The organism is Microbacterium sp. Leaf320, from assembly GCF_001423485.1.
GTDB lineage: Bacteria > Actinomycetota > Actinomycetes > Actinomycetales > Microbacteriaceae > Microbacterium.
This window is the reverse complement of sequence record NZ_LMOD01000001.1, coordinates 934,462-956,979: the sequence shown is the minus strand read 5'-3', so window position 1 is coordinate 956,979 and position 22,518 is coordinate 934,462. Positions and strand designations below refer to the sequence as shown.

The window sequence follows — 22,518 nt, the reverse complement described above, 5'->3', positions numbered from 1 at the left end:
CGTCCTGTGAGGCGGAGAAGGGAGCGGCTGATGAGTGCACGCACCGTTCTGCACGAAGCCGATATCTCGCGGGCACTGACCCGCATCGCACACGAGATCCTCGAATCCAACCGAGGGGCTGAGAACCTCGTCCTGCTGGGAATTCCGACCCGCGGCGTCACTCTCGCCCGTCGCCTCGCCGCTGTCATCGGCGAGATCGCACAGACCTCTGTGCCGGTGGGAGCGCTCGATGTCACGATGTTCCGTGACGATCTCGCCAAGCACCCGACGAGGTCGCCGCGTCCGACGGACATCCCCGTCGGCGGGATCGATGGACGCACCGTGGTCCTCGTCGACGACGTGCTCTTCTCGGGTCGCAGCATCCGCGCAGCCCTCGACGCGCTGCAGTCGATCGGCCGCCCGGCAGTCGTGCGACTGGCGATCCTCGTCGACCGCGGCCACCGCGAACTGCCGATCCGCCCTGACTTCGTCGGCAAGAACATCCCCTCGTCCCGGCAGGAGCGCGTGAACGTGCGCCTCACCGAAGACGACGGCGCCGAAGAGGTGACGATCGAAGCATGAGACATCTCCTCGACACCCGCACCCTCGACCGCGAGACCGCTCTGCGCATCCTCGACGTCGCCGAGGACATGTCCGACACGCAGTCGCGCGAGGTCAAGAAGCTCCCGACTCTCCGCGGCAAGACCGTCGTGAACCTCTTCTTCGAGGACTCGACGCGCACCCGCATCTCGTTCGAGGCGGCGGCGAAGCGCCTCTCGGCCGATGTGATCAACTTCGCAGCCAAGGGCTCCAGCGTCTCCAAGGGCGAGAGCCTCAAAGACACCGCGCAGACGCTGCAGGCGATGGGCGCGGATGCCGTCGTCATCCGTCATCCCGCCTCCGGCGCCCCGCAGACGCTCGCCACGAGCGGCTGGATCTCCGCCGGCGTCGTCAACGCCGGCGACGGCACGCACGAGCATCCGACGCAGGCGCTGCTCGACGCGTTCACGATCCGCAAACGACGCTTCGGCGCGGACAGCCGCGGTCGCGACCTCTCCGGCGTGACCGTCGTCATCGTCGGCGACGTGCTGCACTCGCGGGTCGCGCGCTCCAACGTCTGGCTGCTCGCGACGCTCGGTGCCGAGGTCACGCTGGTGTCCCCGCCGACTCTCGTGCCGCAGAACGTCTCGCTCTGGCCCGCGAAGGTCGTGTACGACCTCGACCAGGCACTGGCGGAGGGCCCGGATGCCGTGATGATGCTGCGCATCCAGCTCGAGCGGATGAACGCCGCGTATTTCCCCACTGAGCGGGAGTATTCCAGAAGATGGGGTCTTGACGCACTGCGAGTCGCCAGCCTTCCGGACGGTAGCATTGTGATGCACCCCGGACCCATGAACCGTGGGTTGGAGATCTCTTCCGAAGCCGCCGATTCCCCGCGCTCCACCGTGCTGGAACAGGTGACGAACGGGGTGTCCATCCGGATGGCAGTGCTGTACCTGCTTCTTGCAGGAGAACGAGACGACGAACGAGGGGGAGACCAGTGAGCGAGACCCTCGTCATCACCGGCGCACAGCTTCTCGGTGCGAAGAGCGCCGACATCATCGTCGAGAACGGGGTGATCTCCGAGATCGGCGCAGGACTCACCCGCTCGGGTGCGCGCGTCATCGACGCGGCGGGTCTGGTCGCCCTCCCGGGGCTGGTCGATCTGCACACGCATCTGCGCGAGCCGGGATATGAGGCGTCCGAGACGATCCTCACCGGTACCCGCGCGGCGGCGGCCGGTGGCTTCACCGCCGTCTTCGCGATGCCGAACACGTCGCCGGTCGCAGACACGGCCGGTGTCGTCGAGCAGGAGCTCGCGCTCGGGGAGGCCGCAGGCTACGCCACGGTCCAGCCGATCGGCGCGGTCACTGTCGGGCAGAAGGGCGAGCGGCTCGCCGAGCTGGGCGCGATGGCGACGTCGCGCGCTCAGGTGCGCGTCTTCAGCGATGACGGCTTCTGCGTCTTCGATCCGCTGATAATGCGCCGCGCGCTCGAGTACGTGAAGTCCTTCGACGGCGTCATCGCTCAGCACGCGCAGGATCCTCGCCTGACCGAGGGCGCCCAGATGAACGAGGGCACCGTCTCGGCGGAGCTCGGACTGGCCGGATGGCCCGCCGTCGCCGAGGAGTCGATCATCGCCCGCGATGTGCTCCTCGCCGAGCACGTGGGCTCGCGCCTGCACGTCTGCCACCTCTCGACCGCGGGTTCGGTGGACATCATCCGCTGGGCCAAGAAGCGCGGCATCAACGTGACCGCAGAGGTCACCCCTCACCACCTGCTGCTGACCGATGAGCTCGTGCGCGGCTACGACGCCCGGTTCAAGGTCAACCCGCCCCTGCGCCGCGAAGAGGACGTCCTCGCGGTGCGCGAGGGCCTCGCGGACGGCACGATCGACATCGTCGCGACCGACCACGCACCGCACCCGAGCGAGCACAAGGCATGCGAGTGGCAGGCCGCCGCGAACGGCATGGTGGGCCTCGAGAGCGCCCTGCGCGTCGTCCACCAGTCGATGGTCCAGACCGGCCTCATCGGCTGGGAGGATGTGGCACGGGTGATGAGTGCGGCACCCGCGCGGATCGGTCGCCTCCCGGGGCACGGCACGCCTCTCGAGGTCGGCGCACCCGCGCAGATCGCGCTCTACGACGCGTCGGTCGCCGGGGTGTTCACGGAGTCCGACCTCCATGGCCGCAGCGTGAACTCGCCCTACCTCGGGCGTGACCTGCCCGGACGGGTCGAGTACACCGTGCACCGCGGGATCCTGACGGTCGCCGGCGGCGCCGTGGTCGAGGAGCTGGACGCATGAGCACCAGGGACATCGCCATCGCGATCACGATCGCCGTGGCCGCGCTCGTCCTGCTCGCGATGTTCACCGCATGGCGACGACGACTCCGACGCGACTCCGGCCTCACCGCGCCGCTCGGGGTTCCCGAGCACGCCGAGGTCCTCGACCGCCACGAGGTGCTGTACGTGTCGACCACGAAGCACGAGCAGCCGCTCGAGCGACTGACGCTCTCTCCTCTCGCGTACCGTGCCCGAGGAGAGGTCGCGGTCACCGATCGCGGTCTCGCGCTGTGTCTCGACGGCGCGCCGACGGTCTTCCTGGCTTCGTCCCGTCTCGAGAGCGTCGACCGTGCGACGGTCACGATCGATCGGGTGGTCGAGCCCGGCGGCCTCGTCCGCGTGGCCTGGAGCACCGACGACGACACGATCGTCGACTCCTATCTCCGTCTGACCGACGGAGACCCCCAGAACTTCATCTCAGAACTGCAGCGACTCGTCCCCGCCTCCGGCGCCTCGGACGACATCGCCGCCCCCGACACAGGAGCAACGTCATGACAGCCCTCCCCGAACCCGCCGTCCTCGTCCTCGAAGACGGGACCCGCCACACCGGCCGTGCATACGGCGCGCTGGGCACCACGATCGGCGAGGTCGTCTTCGCAACCGGCATGTCCGGCTATCAGGAGACGCTCACCGACCCGTCCTACGCCGGACAGATCGTGCTGCAGACCGCACCGCACATCGGCAACACCGGCATGAACGACGAGGACCCCGAGTCCCGACGCATCTGGGTGGCCGGCTACATCGTGCGCGACCCCTCGCGCGTCGTGTCGAACTGGCGCGCGAACGCCTCGCTCGACGAGGTGCTCGTGCAGGACGGCATCGTCGGCATCAGCGGCATCGACACCCGGTCGATCACTCGCCACATCCGGTCGGCCGGCTCCATGCGCGGTGGCATCTTCTCGGGTGAGGCCGCACGGCTCGACGCCGAGGAACAGCTGCGCATCGTGCGTGAAGCGCCGCAGATGGCGGGTCAGAACCTCTCGGCGCAGGTGTCCGTCGATGTCGCCACGGTGACGACGGCCATGGGGGAGAGGGTCGGCAATCTCGCGGTCCTCGATCTCGGCGTCAAGCAGGCCACGATCGACAACCTCGCAGCCCGTGGCTTCGAGGTGCACGTGCTGCCGCAGAACGTCACGATCGACGACATCCGCGCGATCGATCCGGTCGCGGTCTTCTACTCGAACGGCCCCGGCGACCCCGCAGCGTCCGGCGACCACGTCGAGCTGCTCCGCGCGGTCCTCGACGACGGCCTCCCGTTCTTCGGCATCTGCTTCGGCAACCAGCTGCTCGGTCGCGCGCTGGGCCTCGGCACCTACAAGCTGCCGTTCGGTCACCGCGGCATCAACCAGCCCGTGCTCGACAAGTCGACCGGTCGGGTCGAGATCACCGCGCACAACCACGGCTTCGCGGTGGACGCCCCCCTCGAGGGCTCCTTCGACAGCCCGAACGGCTACGGCAAGGTCGAGGTCAGCCACGTCGGGCTGAACGACAACGTGGTGGAGGGCCTCCGTGCCCTCGACATCCCCGCGTTCTCGGTGCAGTACCACCCGGAGGCGGCCGCAGGCCCCCACGACGCCAACTACCTCTTCGACCGGTTCCGCGACATGGTCATCGCCAGCAAGAAGGACGCCAAGTAATGCCCAAGCGCGACGACATCAACTCCGTTCTCGTCATCGGCTCCGGCCCGATCGTCATCGGTCAGGCCTGCGAGTTCGACTACTCCGGCACCCAGGCGTGCCGCGTCCTCCGCGAGGAGGGCGTGCGGGTCATCCTGGTCAACTCCAACCCGGCGACGATCATGACCGACCCCGACTTCGCCGATGCGACGTACATCGAGCCGATCACCTGGCAGGTCATCGAGACCATCATCGCCAAGGAGCGTCCGGACGCGATTCTCCCGACCCTCGGCGGTCAGACCGCGCTGAACGCCGCGATCGAGCTGCACAACCACGGCATCCTCGAGAAGTACGACGTCGAGCTGATCGGTGCGAGCTTCGAGGCGATCAACAAGGGCGAGGACCGTCAAATCTTCAAGCAGCTGGTGCTGGATGCCGGCGCAGACGTGGCGCGCAGCATCATCGCGCACACGATGGAGGACCTGCTCGAGGGCGCCGCTGAGCTCGGCTACCCGCTCGTCGTCCGTCCCTCGTTCACCATGGGCGGCCTCGGCTCCGGCTTCGCATACGACGAGGAGGACCTGCGCCGCATCGGTGGCGCAGGTCTCCGCGACTCGCCGACCACCGAGGTGCTCCTGGAGGAGTCCATCCTCGGCTGGAAGGAATACGAGCTCGAGCTCATGCGCGACACCGCCGACAACACGGTGGTCGTCTGCTCGATCGAGAACGTCGACCCGGTCGGCGTGCACACGGGAGACTCGATCACGGTCGCCCCGGCGCTGACCCTGACCGACCGCGAGTACCAGAAGCTCCGTGACATCGGCATCGACATCATCCGCGCCGTCGGCGTCGACACCGGTGGTTGCAACATCCAGTTCGCCGTCGACCCCAGCAACGGCCGCATCATCGTGATCGAGATGAACCCGCGCGTCTCGCGTTCGAGCGCTCTGGCCTCGAAGGCGACCGGTTTCCCGATCGCCAAGCTCGCCGCCAAGCTCGCGCTCGGCTACCGTCTCGACGAGATCCCGAACGACATCACGGGTGTCACCCCGGCGAGCTTCGAGCCCACGCTCGACTACGTCGTCGTCAAGGTGCCGCGGTTCGCTTTCGAGAAGTTCCCGGCCGCCGACGCCACGCTGACCACGACCATGAAGTCCGTCGGCGAGGCCATGGCGATCGGACGCAACTACGCGACCGCGCTGCAGAAGGCGCTCCGCTCGCTCGAGAAGCGCGGCTCCAGCTTCCATTGGGGCGCCGAGGAGCGCTCGGTCGAAGAGCTGCTCGAGACCTCGAAGGTGCCCACCGACGGACGCATCGTCACGCTGCAGCAGGCGCTGCGCAAGGGCGCGAGCGTCGAGCAGGCATTCGACGCAACGGCTATCGACCCGTGGTTCATCGACCAGATCGTGCTGATCAACGAGGTCGCCGAGATCGTGGCCGCAGCGCCGGAACTCGATGCCGCGACGCTCCGTTACGCGAAGGAGCACGGCTTCTCCGACGCGCAGATCGCCGAGCTGCGAGGCGAGAAGGAGGCCGAGATCCGCGGTGTGCGCCACGGGCTCGGCATCCGCCCGGTGTTCAAGACCGTCGACACCTGCGCCGGCGAGTTCCCGGCTCTCACGCCGTACCACTACTCGAGCTACGACTTCGAGACGGAGGTCACGCCGTCTGATCGCACCAAGGTCGTGATCATCGGATCGGGTCCGAACCGCATCGGCCAGGGCGTCGAGTTCGACTACTCGTGCGTCCACGCGTCGTTCGCCCTCTCGGATGCGGGCTTCGAGACCATCATGGTCAACTGCAACCCCGAGACGGTGTCCACCGACTACGACACGTCGGACCGTCTCTACTTCGAGCCGCTCACGCTGGAGGACGTGCTGGAGGTGCTCGACGCGGAAGCCGCTAGCGGCACCATCCTCGGAGTCGTCTGCCAGCTCGGCGGCCAGACGCCGCTGGGGCTCGCAAAGGGCATCGAGGCAGCCGGCTACCAGGTGCTCGGCACCAGCCCGGAGGCCATCGACATCGCCGAGGAGCGCGAGCTGTTCTCGCAGCTGCTCGACACGGCAGGCCTCATCGCCCCGCGCCACGGCACCGCTGTGGACGCGGATGGCGCGGTGGCCGTCGCCGAGGAGATCGGATACCCGGTGCTCGTGCGTCCGAGCTTCGTGCTCGGCGGACGCGGCATGGAGATCGTCTACAGCTCCGAGTCGCTGCGCGAGTACTTCGTGCGCACGGCGGGCGAGGTCATCATCGAGGAGGGCAAGCCCCTGCTCGTCGATCGCTTCCTCGATGACGCGATCGAGCTCGATGTCGACGCCCTCTACGACGGCACCGAACTGTTCATCGGCGGCGTGATGGAGCACCTCGAAGAGGCCGGCATCCACTCGGGCGACTCGAGCTGCACCCTTCCGCCCGTCTCGCTCGGCCGCACCGACATCGACCGGGTGCGCGAGGCGACACTCGCGATCGCGAAGGGCGTGGGCGTCCGTGGCCTGCTCAACGTGCAGTTCGCGATCAGCGCCGGCGTCCTCTACGTGATCGAGGCGAACCCGCGCGCGAGCCGCACCGTGCCCTTCGTCTCGAAGGCGCTGGGCATCCCGATGGCCAAGGCCGCGAGCCGTGTGATGGTGGGGTCGACGATCGCGGAGCTCCGCGCCGAGGGCATGCTGCCCGAGCAGGACGGCTCGCGAGTGCCCCTCGACGCCCCCGTCTCGGTCAAGGAGGCCGTGCTTCCGTTCAAGCGGTTCCGTACGGCCGACGGCAAGACCGTCGACTCGATCCTCGGCCCGGAGATGCGCTCGACCGGCGAGGTCATGGGCATCGACCGCGACTTCCCGACCGCGTTCGCCAAGAGCCAGGCGGCCGCGTACGGCGGAATGCCGACTTCCGGCACGGTGTTCATCTCGGTCGCCGACTCCGACAAGCGCGCAGTCATCCTGCCGGCGCACCGCCTGCAGCAGCTCGGTTTCACGATCGTGGCCACCGAGGGCACGGCCGAGATCCTGTCACGCAACGGCATCGCCGTGACCGTCGTCGAGAAGTACAGCGAGACCCAGGAGTCGGGCGCCACGAACATCGTCGACCTGATCAACGAGGGTGCGATCGACATCGTCGTGAACACCCCCTCGGGTGGAGCAGCGCGTGCGGACGGGTACGAGATCCGTGCAGCAGCCGTCGCTGCCGACAAGGCGCTGTTCACCACGATGGCCGTCCTGGGCGCAGCGGTGAGCGGCATGGATGCGGCCCACGAGGGCTTCCAGGTCAAGAGCCTGCAGGAGTACGCCCTCGACCGGAAGGCCGCTTTGTGAGCGCACGCTTCGGTGAGCGGGTCCGTGCCGCCGTATCGGCGCACGGCCCGCTCTGCGTCGGCATCGACCCGCATGCGTCGCTCCTGCAGTCCTGGGGACTCACGGATGACGCTCGCGGGGTCCGTGACTTCGGGCTGCGGACGGTCGAGGCCGCCGCAGGCCGGGTCGGCGTCGTGAAGCCGCAGGTGTCGTTCTTCGAGCGCTTCGGTTCCGCAGGAATCGCCGCCCTCGAAGACGTCCTGTCCGCGGCACGGGCAGCCGGTCTGATCGTGATCGCCGACGCGAAGCGCGGCGACATCGGATCCACGATGGATGCGTACGCCGAAGCCTGGCTCACGCCGGGGTCTCCGCTGGAGGCCGATGCGCTCACGGTCAACCCGTTCCTCGGCGTGGGGGCGCTGGACGGCGCCTTCGCCCTCGCGCAACAGCACGACAAGGGTCTGTTCGTCCTCGCGGCTACCAGCAACCCCGAAGCGGAGGGCCTGCAGCGCGCGGTCTCGGAGACGGGGCGAGCGGTGTCGGCCGACATCATCGCCGTGGTCTCGTCCCGCAACGCGGAGCAGTCGAACACGGGGGAGTGGGGGAGCTTCGGCTTCGTCATCGGCGCCACGGTCGACTGGGCCGATGCCGGCATCGCCGCTTTCGCGCCGACGGCGCCCATCCTCGCACCCGGGTTCGGGATGCAGGGTGCGACCCCCGCAGACCTCCACCGACGATTCGGCGCGATGAGCGATGCTGTCATCGCCAGCGAGAGCCGCAGCATCCTCTCGGCAGGACCCGCCGGCCTCGTCGCCGCCATCGACGCGCGCGTCGCAGAGTACAGGGAGGTCGGCCGTGGCTGAGTCTCGTCCGGTTCCCGAGGTCGACCGTGCCGCCGCCGCCCGCAAGGCGGTCGAGCGACGTCGTGCACGCGCCTCGCTCAAGCGCGATCTGACCACGCGCGTCGTGACACCGCAGGCCGTCCTCGAACGCGCGACGGCTGACCCGGACTCGGTCGAGGGTTCGATGCGGATCACCGACTTCCTGCTCGCCCTCCCGGCGATCGGCGCGGGAAAGCGCGACCGCATCCTCGACGAGCTGCACATCTCGCCGGTCAAGAGACTGGGTGGGCTGGGCGTCCGTCAGCGTGTCGCCCTCGCGCAGTGGCTCGACTCGCGTTTCCCCGTGCTCGAGCCGCGCGGAGCCCGAAGCCGCCTGCTCGTCCTGGCGGGCCCCACAGCGGTGGGCAAGGGCACGGTCGCCGCCCACATCCGCGAGAACAACCCCGAGATCCACCTGTCGGTCTCGGCGACCACACGACCAGCGCGCCCGGGCGAGGTCGACGGGGTGCACTACTACTTCGTCGATGACGCCGAGTTCGACCGGCTGATCGCCGAGGACGAGCTGCTCGAGTACGCCGTCGTGCACAACCGCTCGCGATACGGCACTCCCCGGGCGCCGATCGATGCCGCGCTGGCCGAGGGCAAGACTGTTCTGCTCGAGATCGATCTGCAGGGCGCGCGTCAGGTGCGCAAGGCCGAGCCCGCCGCGACCCTGATCTTCCTGCTGCCGCCGACGTGGGACGAACTCGTCCAGCGACTGGTCGGACGAGGCACCGAAGGCGCCGAGGAACGGGCTCGTCGCCTGCGCACCGCGAAGGTCGAACTGGCCGCGCAGAACGAGTTCGACCACCTGATCGTGAACGAGGACGTCGCCACTGCTGCCGCAGAGGTCGTAGAATTGTCTTCGAGCTCTGCGCGCTGAGCGTTTCGCGCGCCCGCTGCACCGTCTTCGCGACGATCCCGTCGCCTGATCAGGAGGTCCCACCATGGCCGGACACCACACCAACGGAATCATCGATCCCCCCATCGACAACCTGCTCGACCGTGTCGACTCGAAGTACGAGCTCGTGATCTACGCCGCCAAGCGCGCACGCCAGATCAACGACTACTACTCCGACCTGCACGAGGGCAACCTCTTCGACAACGTCGGTCCGCTCGTCGACTCCTCGGTCGAGGACAAGCCGCTGACCATCGCTCTGCACGAGATCAACGAGGACAAGCTCCGCCTCCGTCACGCCGAGTGACGTCCGATGACCGCACCGCCGGCTGATGTCGGCGGTGCGGTCCATCATGGGAGCCACTCCCTTCTTTCCGTCCGATCCCGTTCTGGAGCCCTGATGAGCGCCCTGCGTCTGTTCACGTCCGAGTCCGTCACCGAAGGGCACCCGGACAAGATCTGCGACCAGATCTCGGACAGCATCCTCGACGGGCTCATCGCGAAGGACCGGGATTCCCGGGTCGCGGTCGAGACCCTCGTGACCACGGGTCTCGTGCACGTCGCCGGTGAGATCCGCACCGAGGCGTACGTCGACATCCCGACCATCGTCCGCCAGGTCGTGAACCGCATCGGCTACACGTCGAGCGAGACCGGCTTCGACGGCGACTCGTGCGGTGTCAGCATCTCGGTCGGCGAGCAGTCGACGGATATCGCTCACGGTGTCGACAGCGCGCAGGAGCACCGGGACGGCGGATCGGTCGATCCTCTCGACGGTCTCGGAGCGGGCGACCAGGGAATCATGTTCGGTTTCGCCACCAACGAGACGCCGCAGCTGATGCCGATGGCGGCGTGGACGGCGCACCGCATCGCGGAGCGGCTGACCGAGGTCCGTCGGTCCGGGGTTCTGCCGTTCCTGCGTCCTGATGGCAAGACGCAGGTCACGCTCGGGTACGACGGCTTCACGCCGAAGACCGTCGACGCAGTGGTGCTCTCGACGCAGCACCACCCCGACATCTCGCAGGACGAGCTGAAGGCGCAGGTGCGCGAGCACGTGATCGACCCGATCCTCGAGTCCACGGGGCTCGATCTCGACGACATCACGTACTACATCAACCCCGCGGGCCCGTTCGTCACCGGCGGCCCCAAGGGCGACGCCGGTCTCACCGGACGCAAGATCATCATCGACACCTACGGCGGCGCCGCTCGTCACGGTGGCGGTGCATTCAGCGGCAAGGACCCGTCCAAGGTCGACCGCTCGGGCGCCTACGCCACCCGGTGGGTCGCGAAGAACGCGGTTGCCGCGGGACTCGCCGACCGCCTCGAGGTGCAGGTCGCGTACGCGATCGGCGTGGCACGCCCCGTCGGCCTGTACGTCGAGACCTTCGGCACCGGCAAGGTCTCAGACGAGGTCATCACGCGTGCGATCAGCGAGGTCTTCGATCTGCGCCCGCAGGCGATCATCGAGCAGCTCGACCTGCTCCGCCCGATCTACGCGCAGACCGCCGCCTACGGACACTTCGGGCGCGAGCTGCCGGAGTTCACGTGGGAGCGCACCGACCGCGCTGAAGAGCTGCGACGCGCCGCCGGCCTCTGACAGGTGGCCTGATGCCATCTGACGGGCCGATGCCATCTGACGAACCGATGCCATCTGACGGACCTCTGCCTTCCGACGGGCGTGAGCTCTCTGACCAGCCGGAGCCGCCGCCTTCGGACGGGCAAGAACCGACACCTGCCGATCGGCCGGATCCGCTGCTTTCCGACGGCCAGGTGCCTGATGACAGCGCTCCGCCCATGACGACACAGAGCCGACGCATAGCGCGGGTGCTCCTGGATTCGCCGCTCCCACAGCTCGACAGACTCTTCGACTACGCGCTGCCGGACGAGCTCGGCGGCGTTGCGCCGGGAGTCCGGGTGCGCGTGCCTCTCCGCACCGCGGGTCGGGTGATCGACGGCTACGTCATCGAGGTCGACACCGAAGACGACGCCGATCGACCGCTGTCCGAAGTCGACGGCATCGTGTCGCAGGTGCCGGTGCTGCCCGACCGGTTGTACCGTCTCGCGCGCCGTGCCGCAGACCGAGCGGCGGGTTCGGCATCCGACGTGCTCCGACTCGTCATCCCGAAGAGACAGGTGCGCGTCGAGAAGGCCTGGAAGGCGGACTCGCCGGCGGTCGTTCCGACCGACGAGGCACTCACGGGTGCGGTCGCACTGATCGCGTCATACGACGGTCTCGAGGAGGTGCTTGAATCGGGCGGGCGCGCCGCCGTCGAGGCGATCCCGGTGCACCACGACGGCGCGCCTGGCTGGGCGGCGCTGCTCGCGTCATCTGCAGCACGCATGCTCGCTGCCGGCAGGTCGAGCATCCTGGTCGTTCCGGATCACCGCGATCTCGATCAGCTCCTCGCCGTTCTCGCCACGACCGTCCCCGCCGAAGCCATCGCTCGCTACGACTCGCGGCAGACCAATCCCGATCGCTATCGCTCTTTCCTCCGCTCGCTCGAAGACGCGCCGAGCATCGTCGTCGGCAACCGCTCCGCCGTGTACGCTCCCGTGCGCGCCGGGCTCGTCGCCGTGTGGGACGACGGGGATCCGCTGCTCGGAGAGCCGCTCGCGCCTTACATCAACGCCAGGGACACGGCGCTTCTCCGTCAGGAGCAGGAGGACTCAGCGCTCCTGTTCGTCGGGCACACGCGCACCACAGACGTCGAACGTCTGGTCGTGCACGGCTGGCTGCAGGATGTCAGGGCAGCGCGCCGGGTCCTACCGAGAGTGGTGCTGAGCACACCTCAGGAGATGGATGCGCCCACGGCGCAGCGGATGCCGTCGTCTGCGTTCCTCTCCGCTCGCAACGCCGCCGCAGAGGGGCCAGTGCTGGTGCAGGTCTCCCGACCCGGGTTCGCGCCCTCGCTTGTCTGCGCCGAGTGCCGGGCTCCTGCCCGCTGCGCTCACTGCGGCGGTCCTCTGGGTGCGAAGCATCGCGGTGCCGTCCCGGTCTGCGCGTGGTGCGGGCGCGGCGCACGCGCGTGGGCCTGCCCTGCGTGCTCGTCGACGAAGCTGCGCCTCGCCTCGTCGGGCAGTGAGCGCACGGCCGACGAGCTGGGCAAGGCGTTCCCCGGCATCCGCGTGATCGTGGCCGACAGCGCGCACCCCGTGGAGCATGTCGCGGACAAGCCGTCGCTCGTGGTCGCGACGCGGGGAGCGGAACCGCTGGCTGACGGCGGCTACCGGGCGGTCGTCCTGCTGGACGGCCCGCGGATGCTGCAGGCACCCGATCTCCGCATCGGAGAGGCGTGCCTGCGCTGGTGGTCCAATGCCGCAGCCCTCGCGGCTCCCGGTGCCCCGATCCACCTCGTCGGAGTCGACGGCTCGATCGCTCGGGCACTCGCCACCTGGAACCAGTCCGGTTACGCGCGGTCCGAGCTCGCCGAACGCGCACCCCTGCATATGCCGCCCGCGACTCGCGTGGCGCTCGTCGAAGGCACCACGGCAGCCGTCGCCCGCGCACTGGCCTCGCTGCAGGAACTCAAGCTCCCGGGAGATGCGGTTCTCGGCCCCGTGCCGATCGAGTCCGACGACCATCCGCCCCGTGTCCGTGCGCTCGTGCGCTTCGAATACGGCTCGGGCGCGAAGGTCGCGACGACGCTTCGCGCCTCGGTCGTCGCCGAAGCCGTGAGCGCTCGTCGGGGCAAGGGCAAGTCGACTCGGAGCGCGCTCTCGGTTCGGCTCGATATCCTCGACCCAGAGCTCTGATCGCGAACAACCCGCCAGTCCTCACCCGATCCACCCCCGCATCCCTCCGGAGCACCTTCATGCGTCTCGTCTTCGCCGGCACACCGTCGGCAGCCGTCCCCACCCTCCGTCGCCTCGCGACAGAGCACGACATCGCCGCGGTCGTCACGCGGCCCGACGCGCCGCTGGGTCGCAAGCGGGTGCTGACGCCGTCGCCGGTCGCCCAGGTCGCCGCCGAGCTCGGTCTGCCGATCATCAAGGCTGCGCGCCTGGATGCCGAAGCCACGGATGCCATCGCTGTCCTCGCCGTCGACCTCGGCGTCATCGTCGCCTATGGCGGACTCGTCCGCGAGCCGCTGCTCTCGAAGCCGGCGAAGGGCTGGATCAATCTGCACTTCTCTCTCCTGCCGCAGTGGCGAGGAGCAGCCCCGGTGCAGCGAGCCCTGATCGCCGGGGACGAACAGCTCGGCGCCAGCGTCTTCCAGCTGGTCCCCGCGCTCGATGCGGGTGACGTCTTCGCCACACGCGTCGTCGACGTCGCATCGGAGGCGACGGCGGATGCGGCGCTCGAGACCCTCGCGATCGACGGCGCTGATCTGACGTCCGAGGTCGTCGCCGCGATCGCAGACGGCACGGCTCATGCGGTGCCGCAGGAAGGCGAACCGTCACTCGCTCCGAAGCTCACCCTCGACGACGGGCAGCTCGACTGGAACGAGCCTCTCGCGAAGGTCTTCGCGCGTTTCCGCGGAGTGACTCCCGAGCCTGGTGCCCACACGACCGTCGACGGTCTGCGGCTGAAGATCCTCGAGGCGGTGCCTGCCGGCGATGGTCCGGCGCTGGAGCCGGGCGAGATCGTCGCGACCAAGGCGGCTCTGCTCATCGGAACCGCGACAGCGCCCCTGTCGGTGACGCGGGTGCAGCCCGCAGGAAAGGGCGCCATGAATGCGGTCGACTGGTGGCGTGGTCAGCGCGACACCGATAACGTGCGGGCCGGAGCATGAGCGGCGAGCAGAGCGACCGTCCGCGTCGCCCCGGACGCACCGGAGACCCCCGAGGTCGTTCGCAGGGACGCCGTGGTTCGTCGCAGCGCCAGCGCGGTCAGTCCTCCGCTGGCGCCCCGCAGCCGCGCGATGCCCAGCAGCGAGGCCCGCAGCGCACGGTTCAGCCGGCCCGCCGGGTCGCCTACGACGTGCTCCGCGCGGTGTCGGAGTCGGATGCGTACGCGAATCTGATCCTGCCCCCGGCGATCGCCGAGGCGGGTCTGAACCCGCAGGATGCGGCGCTGGCCACCGAACTCGCCTATGGCACGCTCCGCCGTCGCGGCACCTACGACGCGATCATCTCGTCCGCCGCCGACCGTCCTGCCGAGGAGATCGATCCGGCCGTGCTGGATGCTCTCCGGTTGGCGACGCATCAGCTGCTCGCGACGCGGGTCGCCTCGCACGCCGCCGTGAACGAGTCCGTGAACCTGGTCGCAGCGGCGCAAGGCCGAGGAGCCTCGAGCTTCGCGAACGCGGTCCTCCGTCGGATCTCGCGCGAGACACCGGGGGAGTGGGAGCAACGCATCGAGGGCTCCGCCCGCTCGGACGATGAGCGGCTCGCTCTGCGATCGGCCCATCCGGTGTGGGTCATCCGCGCTCTGCGCCGGGCGCTGGCGGCCGAGGGCAGGGCCGATGAGCTCGATGACCTCCTCGACGCTGACAACGCCTCGCCCGAGGTGACACTCGTGGCGCTCCCCGGCCTCGCCGAGCCGGGAGAGCCGCGTCGGCCCTATGCGCCGACGGCGTACGGTTCGCCGGGCGGAGACCCGCATCGGGTGATCTCCGAGTCAGGGGGCACCGTGCGCGTGCAGGACGAGGGATCCCAGCTGGTCGCTCTCGCACTGGCCGAGGCCGCGCCGATCGCGGCGGGCGAGCGATGGCTCGACCTCTGCGCGGGCCCGGGAGGCAAGACTGCGCTGCTCGCGTCGATCGCCCGAGAGAACGATGTGACGCTCGAAGCCAACGAGATCGTTCCGACGCGCGCCCGGCTCGTGCGCAATGCGCTGAGGGCGGTGCCCGGCGACGTCGTGGTGCACGAAGAGGACGGCCGGTCCTTCGGCGCCTCGCACAGCGGCGTGTTCGATCGCATCCTCGTCGATGCCCCCTGCACCGGCCTCGGGGCCTTGAGAAGGCGCCCTGAGGCACGGTGGCGCAAGAGCCCGGCCGACGTCGCCGAGCTGGTGCCGCTGCAGGTCGAGCTCCTGAGTTCTGCGCTCGACGCGCTCGCCCCCGGTGGCATCGTCGCCTACGCGACCTGCTCTCCGCATCTCGCCGAGACCACCGGCGTGGTGCAGGAGGTCCTGCGAGGGCGCAGCGACATCACGGAACTCGACGCGCGGGCCGTGGTCGCGGGCGTCTCCGAATCGCCGATCGACCTCGCGAGCGACGGGTCGGGTCGCGTGCAGCTGTGGCCGCACCGTCACGGCACCGACGCCATGTTCCTCGCGCTCCTTCAGCGCACAGCTACACCGTCGAGCGGCGCGAACGCCGAAGAAGGAGACTAGAGACGTGGATCTTCCTCGCGCACCGCGCATCAACCCCAGCATCCTCGCCGCCGACTTCGTGAACATGCAGCGTGATCTCGCGAAGATCGCCACGGCCGACTTCGCGCACGTCGACGTCATGGACAACCACTTCGTTCCGAACCTCACCTTCGGGCCGCAGATGGTCGAGAGGATCCAGGCGACCAGCCCGATCCCTCTCGACGTGCACCTGATGATTACCGACCCCGAGCGATGGGCCCCCGGCTATGCCGAGCTGGGAGCGGCGAGTGTCACGTTCCACCTCGAAGCGGCCGCCGACCCGATCTCGCTCGCCCGCACGCTTCGCAGCATGGGCGCCCGCGCGGGAGTCGCGATCAAGCCCGACACTCCCGCCGAGGGTCTCTACAGCGTTCTCGAGGAGTTCGATCAGATCCTCGTCATGACCGTCGAGCCCGGCTTCGGTGGGCAGGGGTTCATGCCCGAGACGATGCCGAAGCTCCGGGCTCTCGCAGACGAGGCGAAGCGGCGAGGCTCGAACGTCTGGCTGCAGGTCGACGGCGGCATCTCGGATGCGACGATCGAGGCCGCTGCGGCCGCCGGAGCAGACACTTTCGTCGCCGGGTCCGCCGTGTACGGCGCTGAGGACGTCGAAGCTGCCGTCACTCGGCTCAGGGACCGCGCCAGAGCCGCTAGCCTGGAATCGTGAAGACTTTCGACGAGCTGTTCGCCGAGCTCAGCCTCAAGGCCGAGACCCGACCCGAGGGATCGGGGACGGTCGCAGAGCTCGACGGCGGTGTGCACACGATCGGCAAGAAGATCGTTGAAGAGGCCGCTGAGGTCTGGATGGCCTCCGAGTACGAATCCGATGAGGCCGCGGCCGAGGAGATCTCCCAGCTGCTCTACCACGTGCAGGTGATGATGATCGCGAAGGGCCTGAGCCTTCAGGACGTCTACCGACATCTGTGAAGCGCTCCGCCCCACTCGCTTCGATCTGAAGGCATCCCATGCTGCGCATTGCTGTTCCCAACAAGGGCTCTCTCTCCGAGACGGCCGCCGACATGCTCGCGGAGGCCGGCTACGCCGGTCGTCGTGACCCCAAGACCCTCCACGTCGTCGACACCGACAACGACGTCGAGTTCTTCTACCTCCGCCCCAAGGACATCGCCACGTACGTCGGCTCGGGAGCCATCGACGTCGGCATCACGGGTCGCGATCTCCTGCTCGATGCCCGGATGCCGGGTGCGCGTGAGATCGAGGCGCTCGGCTTCGCCGGCTCCACGTTCCGCTTCGCGGCTCCCTCCGGCCGTTACACCGACGTCTCGGAGCTCGACGGGCTGCGCATCGCGACCTCGTACCCCGGGCTGGTCGACGCCTTCCTCGATGAGCGCGGCATCGCGGTCGACCTCGTGCCGCTCGACGGTGCGGTGGAGTCAGCCGTGCGCCTCGGCGTCGCCGACGCCGTCGCGGACGTCGTCGAGACCGGCACGACCCTGCGTCAGGCGGGGCTCGACGTCTTCGGTCCTGTCATCCTCCAGTCCGAAGCCGTCCTGATCGCCGGCCCGCAGGACGCTGAGGGCTCCGAGACGCTGCTGCGTCGCCTGCGCGGAGTGATGGTCGCCCGCCGATTCGTGATGATCGACTACGACCTGCCGCTGGCGCTGCTCGACGACGCGGTGAAGATCGCCGGGGGCATCGAGTCGCCGACCGTCTCTCCGCTGCGCGACCCGGAGTGGGTCGCGGTTCGCGTGATGGTGGCGCGGGCACGCGTGAACCCCGTCATGGACGCGCTGTACGCGCTCGGCGCACGCGCGATCCTCGTCACGGCGATCCACAACGCGAGGCTCTGATGACGCTCGCGAGTCGCGTCATCCCGTGTCTGGACGTGGCCGACGGGCGCGTCGTCAAGGGCGTCAACTTCGAGAACCTCCGCGACATGGGAGACCCTGTCGAGCTTGCGCGGCACTACGCGGCGCAGGGCGCCGACGAGATCACGTTCCTCGACGTCACCGCGACCGTCGATGCCCGCGCGACGACGTATGACGTGGTGCAGCGCACGGCGGAGCAGGTCTTCGTGCCGTTGACGGTCGGCGGGGGAGTGCGCAGCGTCGACGACGTCGCGCGTCTTCTCTCGGTCGGCGCCGACAAGGTCGGCGTCAATTCCGCTGCGATCGCGCGCCCGGAGCTCATCGGCGAGATCGCCGATCGCTTCGGCGCTCAGGTACTCGTGCTCTCCCTCGACGTCAAGCGCGCGGACACGACCCACTCGGGGTTCGTGGTCACCACTCACGGCGGACGCACGCAGACGACTCTGGACGCCCTCGACTGGGCGCGAGAGGCCGCAGAGCGCGGCGCCGGAGAGCTCCTGGTCAACTCGATCGACGCCGACGGCACCCGCGACGGCTTCGACCTCGAATTGGTGAAGCTCATGCGCGAGGCGGCCTCCGTGCCGGTCATCGCCTCCGGCGGAGCCGGCAAGGCGTCGGATTTCGCACCTGCCATCAAGGCCGGAGCGGATGCCGTGCTGGCCGCGAGCGTGTTCCACACCGGCGCTCTCACCGTCGGAGATGTGAAGGACGCACTGCGCGCCGAGGGAGTGATCGTCCGATGACCGATGTCGAGGAGCGGATCGCTCAGGTCGCGTTCAACGCGGACGGGCTCGCCCCGGTCATCGTCCAGCAGTGGGACACCTCAGAGGTCCTGATGCTCGCGTGGGTCGATGCCGAGGCGCTGCGCAGGACCCTCACCTCCGGCCGCGCGGTCTACTGGTCGAGGTCGCGGCAGGAGTACTGGCGCAAGGGCGACACCTCCGGCCACATCCAGGTCGTACACGAGGCCAGACTCGACTGCGACGGCGACGCGATCCTGCTCCGCGTCGACCAGACCGGGCCCGCCTGCCACACGGGAACGCGTACGTGCTTCGACTCGAACGACCTCGAAGCCGTCGAAGGGGGCGCATCCGCATGACCTTCGCCCGTCGAGGCCGCTCGATCGCCGTCTCCGGCTTCCTGCTGTCCGGTGCGATCGGGATCATCTCGTCGACCCAGACCTGGCTGACCGTCGAGCGCACGGACGCCGGTGAGGCGATCCTGGTTCCTGGGGCCTCTGCGCTGCCGCTTCTCGCGCCGCTGAGCCTGGCCGTGCTCGCGCTCGGCATCGCCCTGTCGATCGTCGGCCCCGTGGTCCGTCTCGTCTTCGGTGTGCTCGGCGCCGCCAGCGCCCTGTTCCTCGGGTGGACGACCTTCCAGCTGCTGCTCTCCGAGCCGTTGAGTGCGGTCGGACCGACCGTGACCGAGACCACAGGACTCGCGGGAGAATCGGCGATCGCCGACGTCGTCGCGGGCATCGAGCTCTCGGCCTGGCCGGTCATGACGCTGATCGGGTGGGTCGTGCTGCTGGCAGCCTCGCTCGTGGTCCTGCTCACCTGGCGTCGCTGGAAGACAGGCGGACGCCGCTACCGCACGGATGCCGCACACGTGGAAGCCGCCGCAGGCCCCGTGGACGCGATCGACTCGTGGGACGACCTGTCTCGCGGAACCGACCCCACACGATGACCCCGATAGACTTGAACCGACCCACCACGTCGTCCCCCGGAGGAGACCATGACCAACCCGATCGCTGACCCCGGCCACGGACACTCGCCGGCAGCATGGACCGCCGTGATCATCATGCTCGCGGGCTTCACGATCGGCACGCTGGCGTTCTGCCTCGCCGAGTTCAGCCCCGTGTGGGTCGCCCTGATCTGGGTCGGCGCCGCCATCGTCCCGATCGGCGCGCTCGTGGGCTGGCTGCTCGCGAAGGCCGGTTACGGCGTGAAGGGCCCCAAGTACTCGCCGAAGGCGCACTAATGGTGCTCGCCGACCTCACGGCCGGCGCAGTCGCTGACGCAGAACGTCGCGCACTCACCCGGCCGCTGGCCGAGGTCGAGCGCGATGCTCTGGCGCGCCCCGCCGCCAAAGATGCCCTCGCCTTCCTCGCTCCTGCCGAGCGGGTCAAGATCATCGCCGAGGTCAAGCGCGCGAGCCCGTCTCGAGGCGCCCTCGCCGAGATCCCCGACCCGGCGCTGCAGGCTTCGCTGTACGAAACCGGGGGAGCCTCGGCCATCAGCGTCCTCACCGAGGAGCGCCGCTTCGGCGGCAGCCTGGCCGACCTCGAGGCGGTCACCGCCCGCGTCTCGCTGCCGGTGCTCCGCAAGGACTTCATCGCGAACCGCTACCAGGTGCTCGAGGCGCGTGCCGCAGGTGCCGACCTCGTGCTGCTGATCGTCGCCGGACTCGAGCGCGCGGTGCTCGACGACCTCTTCGGGTTCATCACAGAGCTCGGCATGACGCCTCTGGTCGAGACGCATTCGGCTGACGAGCTCGAGGTCGCGATCGACCTCGGTGCGCCTCTGATCGGCGTCAACGCCCGCGATCTGAAGACCCTCGAGCTCGACCGCGACCTGTTCGGGCGCCTGGTCGAGCGCATCCCGGACTCCGCGGTCAAGATCGCCGAGTCCGCCGTCCTCACCCCTGCAGACGTCGCGCACTACCGCTCGGCGGGGGCAGACGTCGTCCTGATCGGTGAGGCGCTCGTCACGGGCGACCCGGTCGCAACTCTCAAGAGCTTCCTGGAGGCGTGATGCGTCGTACTGAGCGAGCGGAGCAAGCCGAAGTGAGCCTGCGTGATCAGCATGGTCCACTGTTCGGCGATTACGGCGGGCGGTACATGCCCGAATCGCTGATCGCCGCGATCGACGAGCTCTCCGCGGCCTACGCCGAGGCGATCGCCGACCCGGCCTTCCGCTCCGAGCTGGCGTCTCTGCTCAGCTCGTACGCGGGGCGCCCGTCGCCGCTGACCGAGGTCGCGCGGTTCGCCGAGCACGCCGGCGGCGCGAGGGTCTTCCTCAAGCGCGAAGACCTGAACCACACCGGCTCTCACAAGATCAACAACGTGCTGGGTCAGGCGCTGCTGACCAAGCGTCTCGGCAAGACGCGCGTGATCGCCGAGACGGGCGCAGGCCAGCACGGCGTCGCCACGGCCACCGCGGCCGCGCTCTTCGGCCTCGAGTGCACGATCTACATGGGTGAGGTCGACACCGAGCGCCAGGCGCTGAACGTCGCGCGGATGCGCCTCCTGGGCGCCGAGGTCATCGCCGTCACGTCTGGTTCCCGCACGCTGAAGGACGCCATCAACGACGCGTACCGCGACTGGGTCGCGACCGTCGAGAACACCAACTACATCTTCGGCACCGCCGCGGGTCCGCACCCGTTCCCCGCGATGGTTCGCGACTTCCAGAAGATCATCGGCGAGGAGGCCCGTCAGCAGCTGCTCGACGAGGTCGGACGCCTGCCCGATGCGGTCGTCGCGTGCGTCGGCGGAGGGTCGAACGCCATCGGCATGTTCGATGCCTTCCTCGACGACGAGGGCGTCAGGCTCTACGGCGTCGAGGCCGCAGGTGACGGCGTCGACACGCCCCGTCATGCGGCGTCCATCGAGCGCGGACGACCGGGCATCCTGCACGGCGCGAAGACGTATGTGCTGCAGGACGAGGACGGACAGACCGTCGAGTCGCACTCGATCTCCGCCGGACTCGACTACCCGGGCGTGGGTCCGGAGCACTCCTGGCTCGCCGACATCGGACGAGCCGAGTACATCCCCGCCACCGACGACGAGGCCATGCAGTCGCTGCGACTGCTGAGCCGCACCGAGGGCATCATCCCCGCGATCGAGTCGGCGCACGCGTTGGCCGGAGCACTGCGCATCGGGCGTGAGCTCGGGCCGGATGCCGTGATCGCGATCTGCCTCTCGGGTCGCGGCGACAAGGACATGGACACCGCTGCTCGCTATTTCGACCTCTACGACGCCGCGGCGCTCGCGCACGACGTCGACGAGGAGAGCGCTGCAGAGCAGTCGGCGTCGAAGGGGGAGCCGGAGCTGTGAGCCGCGTAGAGCAGGCGATCGCCGCCGCACACGAAGCGGGGCGCAGCGCGTTCGTCGGGTATCTCCCGGTGGGATTCCCCGATCTCGAGACGAGCATCCAGGCCGCGATCGCCCTCGCCGAGAACGGCGTGGACATCATCGAGCTCGGCCCGCCCTACAGCGACCCTGTGATGGACGGCGCCGTGATCCAGGAGGCCACCACCGCAGCGCTCGCGAACGGGTTCAAGATGAAGGACCTCTTCACGGCGGTCCGGGCGATCACCGCCGCCACCGATGTCCCTGTGCTGGTCATGACGTACTGGAATCCGGTGTTCCAATACGGCGTCGACCGCTACGCCGACGATCTTCTGGAGGCCGGCGGGGCAGGGCTCATCACCCCCGACATCACTCCCGACGTCGCAGGCGAGTGGATCGCCGCGAGCGAGAGGACGGGCCTCGACCGCGTCTTCCTCGCCGCCCCCACATCGACCGACGAGCGTCTCGAACTCGTCGTGAAGTCGTCGACGGGCTTCGTCTACACCGTGTCGACCATGGGCATCACGGGGGAGCGCACCGAGCTCGATCGAGCGGCGCGCACCCTGGTCGGTCGCCTGCGCGAACACGGCAGCATCCGCGCCTGCGTCGGCATCGGCATCTCGACCGCCGAGCAGATCGCCGGTGTCTCCGAGTATGCGGACGGCGCCATCGTCGGCACCGCACTCGTCCGCGCCCTTCGTGACGGCGGCATCCCTGCCCTCGCCGAGGTCACCCGAAACCTGGCCGTCGGCACGTCGTCGTCGCGCCCCGCACACGAGAACTAGAA

General features: G+C 69.0%; 23 protein-coding genes. All 23 read left to right on the top strand.

Going from position 1 to position 22,518, the window contains the following annotated elements; all coding sequences use genetic code 11:
• The first annotated feature begins 30 nt into the window (after positions 1-30).
• The 23 genes from pyrR (at position 31) to trpA (ending at position 22,516) form a co-directional block, all read left to right on the top strand.
• On the top strand, positions 31-561 hold the full coding sequence (pyrR, locus tag ASF63_RS04570; RefSeq protein WP_056307666.1) for a bifunctional pyr operon transcriptional regulator/uracil phosphoribosyltransferase PyrR: 531 nt from the start codon (positions 31-33) through the stop codon (positions 559-561).
• Positions 558-1,523 carry an aspartate carbamoyltransferase catalytic subunit gene (locus ASF63_RS04565; protein WP_056509965.1) on the top strand — a complete coding sequence of 322 codons (966 nt, stop codon included), beginning with the start codon at positions 558-560 and terminating at the stop codon, positions 1,521-1,523. The genes pyrR and ASF63_RS04565 overlap by 4 nt, the downstream gene beginning before the upstream one ends.
• Complete coding sequence (locus tag ASF63_RS04560; protein ID WP_056509963.1) at positions 1,520-2,824, top strand: dihydroorotase; 1,305 nt, start codon at positions 1,520-1,522, stop codon at positions 2,822-2,824. Before ASF63_RS04565 ends, ASF63_RS04560 begins: the two co-directional genes overlap by 4 nt.
• Positions 2,821-3,357, top strand: coding sequence for a hypothetical protein (locus ASF63_RS04555; RefSeq protein ID WP_056509961.1), 537 nt, complete (start codon positions 2,821-2,823; stop codon positions 3,355-3,357). The genes ASF63_RS04560 and ASF63_RS04555 overlap by 4 nt, the downstream gene beginning before the upstream one ends.
• The gene (carA, locus tag ASF63_RS04550; RefSeq protein WP_056509959.1) at positions 3,354-4,499 is read left to right on the top strand and encodes a glutamine-hydrolyzing carbamoyl-phosphate synthase small subunit; all 1,146 of its coding nucleotides are present in this window, start codon (positions 3,354-3,356) and stop codon (positions 4,497-4,499) included. The genes ASF63_RS04555 and carA overlap by 4 nt, the downstream gene beginning before the upstream one ends.
• A complete protein-coding gene (gene carB / locus ASF63_RS04545) occupies positions 4,499-7,786 on the top strand; it encodes a carbamoyl-phosphate synthase large subunit (protein WP_056509957.1) in 3,288 nt (1,095 codons plus the stop codon). The genes carA and carB overlap by 1 nt, the downstream gene beginning before the upstream one ends.
• A complete protein-coding gene (gene pyrF / locus ASF63_RS04540) occupies positions 7,783-8,628 on the top strand; it encodes an orotidine-5'-phosphate decarboxylase (RefSeq protein WP_056509955.1) in 846 nt (281 codons plus the stop codon). Before carB ends, pyrF begins: the two co-directional genes overlap by 4 nt.
• The gene (gene gmk, locus ASF63_RS04535) at positions 8,621-9,529 is read left to right on the top strand and encodes a guanylate kinase (protein ID WP_056509954.1); all 909 of its coding nucleotides are present in this window, start codon (positions 8,621-8,623) and stop codon (positions 9,527-9,529) included. Before pyrF ends, gmk begins: the two co-directional genes overlap by 8 nt.
• Before the next feature lie 64 nt (positions 9,530-9,593).
• The gene (gene rpoZ, locus ASF63_RS04530) at positions 9,594-9,851 is read left to right on the top strand and encodes a DNA-directed RNA polymerase subunit omega (RefSeq protein WP_042536631.1); all 258 of its coding nucleotides are present in this window, start codon (positions 9,594-9,596) and stop codon (positions 9,849-9,851) included.
• A 93-nt stretch (positions 9,852-9,944) separates the two neighbouring features.
• Positions 9,945-11,138, top strand: coding sequence for a methionine adenosyltransferase (metK, locus tag ASF63_RS04525; RefSeq protein ID WP_056509952.1), 1,194 nt, complete (start codon positions 9,945-9,947; stop codon positions 11,136-11,138).
• A 197-nt stretch (positions 11,139-11,335) separates the two neighbouring features.
• Entirely contained in the window at positions 11,336-13,294 is a 1,959-nt protein-coding gene (locus ASF63_RS04520) for a hypothetical protein (protein ID WP_056509951.1), read from the top strand.
• A 59-nt stretch (positions 13,295-13,353) separates the two neighbouring features.
• Positions 13,354-14,274 (top strand): methionyl-tRNA formyltransferase, encoded by a 921-nt coding sequence (gene fmt / locus ASF63_RS04515; protein ID WP_056509949.1) that lies wholly within the window; start codon positions 13,354-13,356, stop codon positions 14,272-14,274.
• Positions 14,271-15,818 (top strand): RsmB/NOP family class I SAM-dependent RNA methyltransferase, encoded by a 1,548-nt coding sequence (locus tag ASF63_RS04510; RefSeq protein WP_082477818.1) that lies wholly within the window; start codon positions 14,271-14,273, stop codon positions 15,816-15,818. Before fmt ends, ASF63_RS04510 begins: the two co-directional genes overlap by 4 nt.
• 4 nt (positions 15,819-15,822) lie before the next feature.
• The gene (gene rpe, locus ASF63_RS04505) at positions 15,823-16,503 is read left to right on the top strand and encodes a ribulose-phosphate 3-epimerase (protein WP_056509946.1); all 681 of its coding nucleotides are present in this window, start codon (positions 15,823-15,825) and stop codon (positions 16,501-16,503) included.
• Positions 16,500-16,763 (top strand): phosphoribosyl-ATP diphosphatase, encoded by a 264-nt coding sequence (locus tag ASF63_RS04500; protein ID WP_056307688.1) that lies wholly within the window; start codon positions 16,500-16,502, stop codon positions 16,761-16,763. The genes rpe and ASF63_RS04500 overlap by 4 nt, the downstream gene beginning before the upstream one ends.
• A 38-nt stretch (positions 16,764-16,801) precedes the next feature.
• Positions 16,802-17,644: an ATP phosphoribosyltransferase gene (hisG, locus tag ASF63_RS04495; protein ID WP_056509944.1), complete on the top strand. Its 843-nt coding sequence runs from the start codon at positions 16,802-16,804 to the stop codon at positions 17,642-17,644.
• Positions 17,644-18,405, top strand: a complete 762-nt coding sequence (hisF, locus tag ASF63_RS04490; RefSeq protein ID WP_056509941.1) for an imidazole glycerol phosphate synthase subunit HisF — start codon at positions 17,644-17,646, stop codon at positions 18,403-18,405. Before hisG ends, hisF begins: the two co-directional genes overlap by 1 nt.
• The gene (gene hisI, locus ASF63_RS04485; RefSeq protein WP_056509940.1) at positions 18,402-18,761 is read left to right on the top strand and encodes a phosphoribosyl-AMP cyclohydrolase; all 360 of its coding nucleotides are present in this window, start codon (positions 18,402-18,404) and stop codon (positions 18,759-18,761) included. Before hisF ends, hisI begins: the two co-directional genes overlap by 4 nt.
• On the top strand, positions 18,758-19,348 hold the full coding sequence (locus ASF63_RS04480) for a Trp biosynthesis-associated membrane protein (RefSeq protein ID WP_056509938.1): 591 nt from the start codon (positions 18,758-18,760) through the stop codon (positions 19,346-19,348). Before hisI ends, ASF63_RS04480 begins: the two co-directional genes overlap by 4 nt.
• Before the next feature lie 48 nt (positions 19,349-19,396).
• The gene (locus ASF63_RS04475) at positions 19,397-19,642 is read left to right on the top strand and encodes an HGxxPAAW family protein (protein ID WP_056307697.1); all 246 of its coding nucleotides are present in this window, start codon (positions 19,397-19,399) and stop codon (positions 19,640-19,642) included.
• A gap of 2 nt (positions 19,643-19,644) precedes the next feature.
• Positions 19,645-20,415 carry an indole-3-glycerol phosphate synthase TrpC gene (gene trpC, locus ASF63_RS04470; RefSeq protein WP_056510257.1) on the top strand — a complete coding sequence of 257 codons (771 nt, stop codon included), beginning with the start codon at positions 19,645-19,647 and terminating at the stop codon, positions 20,413-20,415.
• A gap of 32 nt (positions 20,416-20,447) precedes the next feature.
• Entirely contained in the window at positions 20,448-21,716 is a 1,269-nt protein-coding gene (gene trpB / locus ASF63_RS04465) for a tryptophan synthase subunit beta (protein ID WP_056510255.1), read from the top strand.
• Positions 21,713-22,516, top strand: coding sequence for a tryptophan synthase subunit alpha (trpA, locus tag ASF63_RS04460; RefSeq protein ID WP_056509936.1), 804 nt, complete (start codon positions 21,713-21,715; stop codon positions 22,514-22,516). The genes trpB and trpA overlap by 4 nt, the downstream gene beginning before the upstream one ends.
• Positions 22,517-22,518 lie beyond the last annotated feature (2 nt).

Excerpts from the sequence above, each read along its gene's own strand:
- pyrR (WP_056307666.1), top strand. The coding sequence starts at position 31 with ATGAGTGCACGCACCGTTCTGCACGAAGCCGATATCTCGCGGGCACTG.
- ASF63_RS04565 (WP_056509965.1), top strand. The coding sequence starts at position 558 with ATGAGACATCTCCTCGACACCCGCACCCTCGACCGCGAGACCGCTCTG.
- ASF63_RS04555 (WP_056509961.1), top strand. The coding sequence starts at position 2,821 with ATGAGCACCAGGGACATCGCCATCGCGATCACGATCGCCGTGGCCGCG.
- carA (WP_056509959.1), top strand. The coding sequence starts at position 3,354 with ATGACAGCCCTCCCCGAACCCGCCGTCCTCGTCCTCGAAGACGGGACC.
- carB (WP_056509957.1), top strand. The coding sequence starts at position 4,499 with ATGCCCAAGCGCGACGACATCAACTCCGTTCTCGTCATCGGCTCCGGC.
- rpoZ (WP_042536631.1), top strand. The coding sequence starts at position 9,594 with ATGGCCGGACACCACACCAACGGAATCATCGATCCCCCCATCGACAAC.
- metK (WP_056509952.1), top strand. The coding sequence starts at position 9,945 with ATGAGCGCCCTGCGTCTGTTCACGTCCGAGTCCGTCACCGAAGGGCAC.
- ASF63_RS04520 (WP_056509951.1), top strand. The coding sequence starts at position 11,336 with ATGACGACACAGAGCCGACGCATAGCGCGGGTGCTCCTGGATTCGCCG.
- fmt (WP_056509949.1), top strand. The coding sequence starts at position 13,354 with ATGCGTCTCGTCTTCGCCGGCACACCGTCGGCAGCCGTCCCCACCCTC.
- ASF63_RS04510 (WP_082477818.1), top strand. The coding sequence starts at position 14,271 with ATGAGCGGCGAGCAGAGCGACCGTCCGCGTCGCCCCGGACGCACCGGA.
- hisG (WP_056509944.1), top strand. The coding sequence starts at position 16,802 with ATGCTGCGCATTGCTGTTCCCAACAAGGGCTCTCTCTCCGAGACGGCC.
- hisF (WP_056509941.1), top strand. The coding sequence starts at position 17,644 with ATGACGCTCGCGAGTCGCGTCATCCCGTGTCTGGACGTGGCCGACGGG.
- hisI (WP_056509940.1), top strand. The coding sequence starts at position 18,402 with ATGACCGATGTCGAGGAGCGGATCGCTCAGGTCGCGTTCAACGCGGAC.
- ASF63_RS04480 (WP_056509938.1), top strand. The coding sequence starts at position 18,758 with ATGACCTTCGCCCGTCGAGGCCGCTCGATCGCCGTCTCCGGCTTCCTG.
- ASF63_RS04475 (WP_056307697.1), top strand. The coding sequence starts at position 19,397 with ATGACCAACCCGATCGCTGACCCCGGCCACGGACACTCGCCGGCAGCA.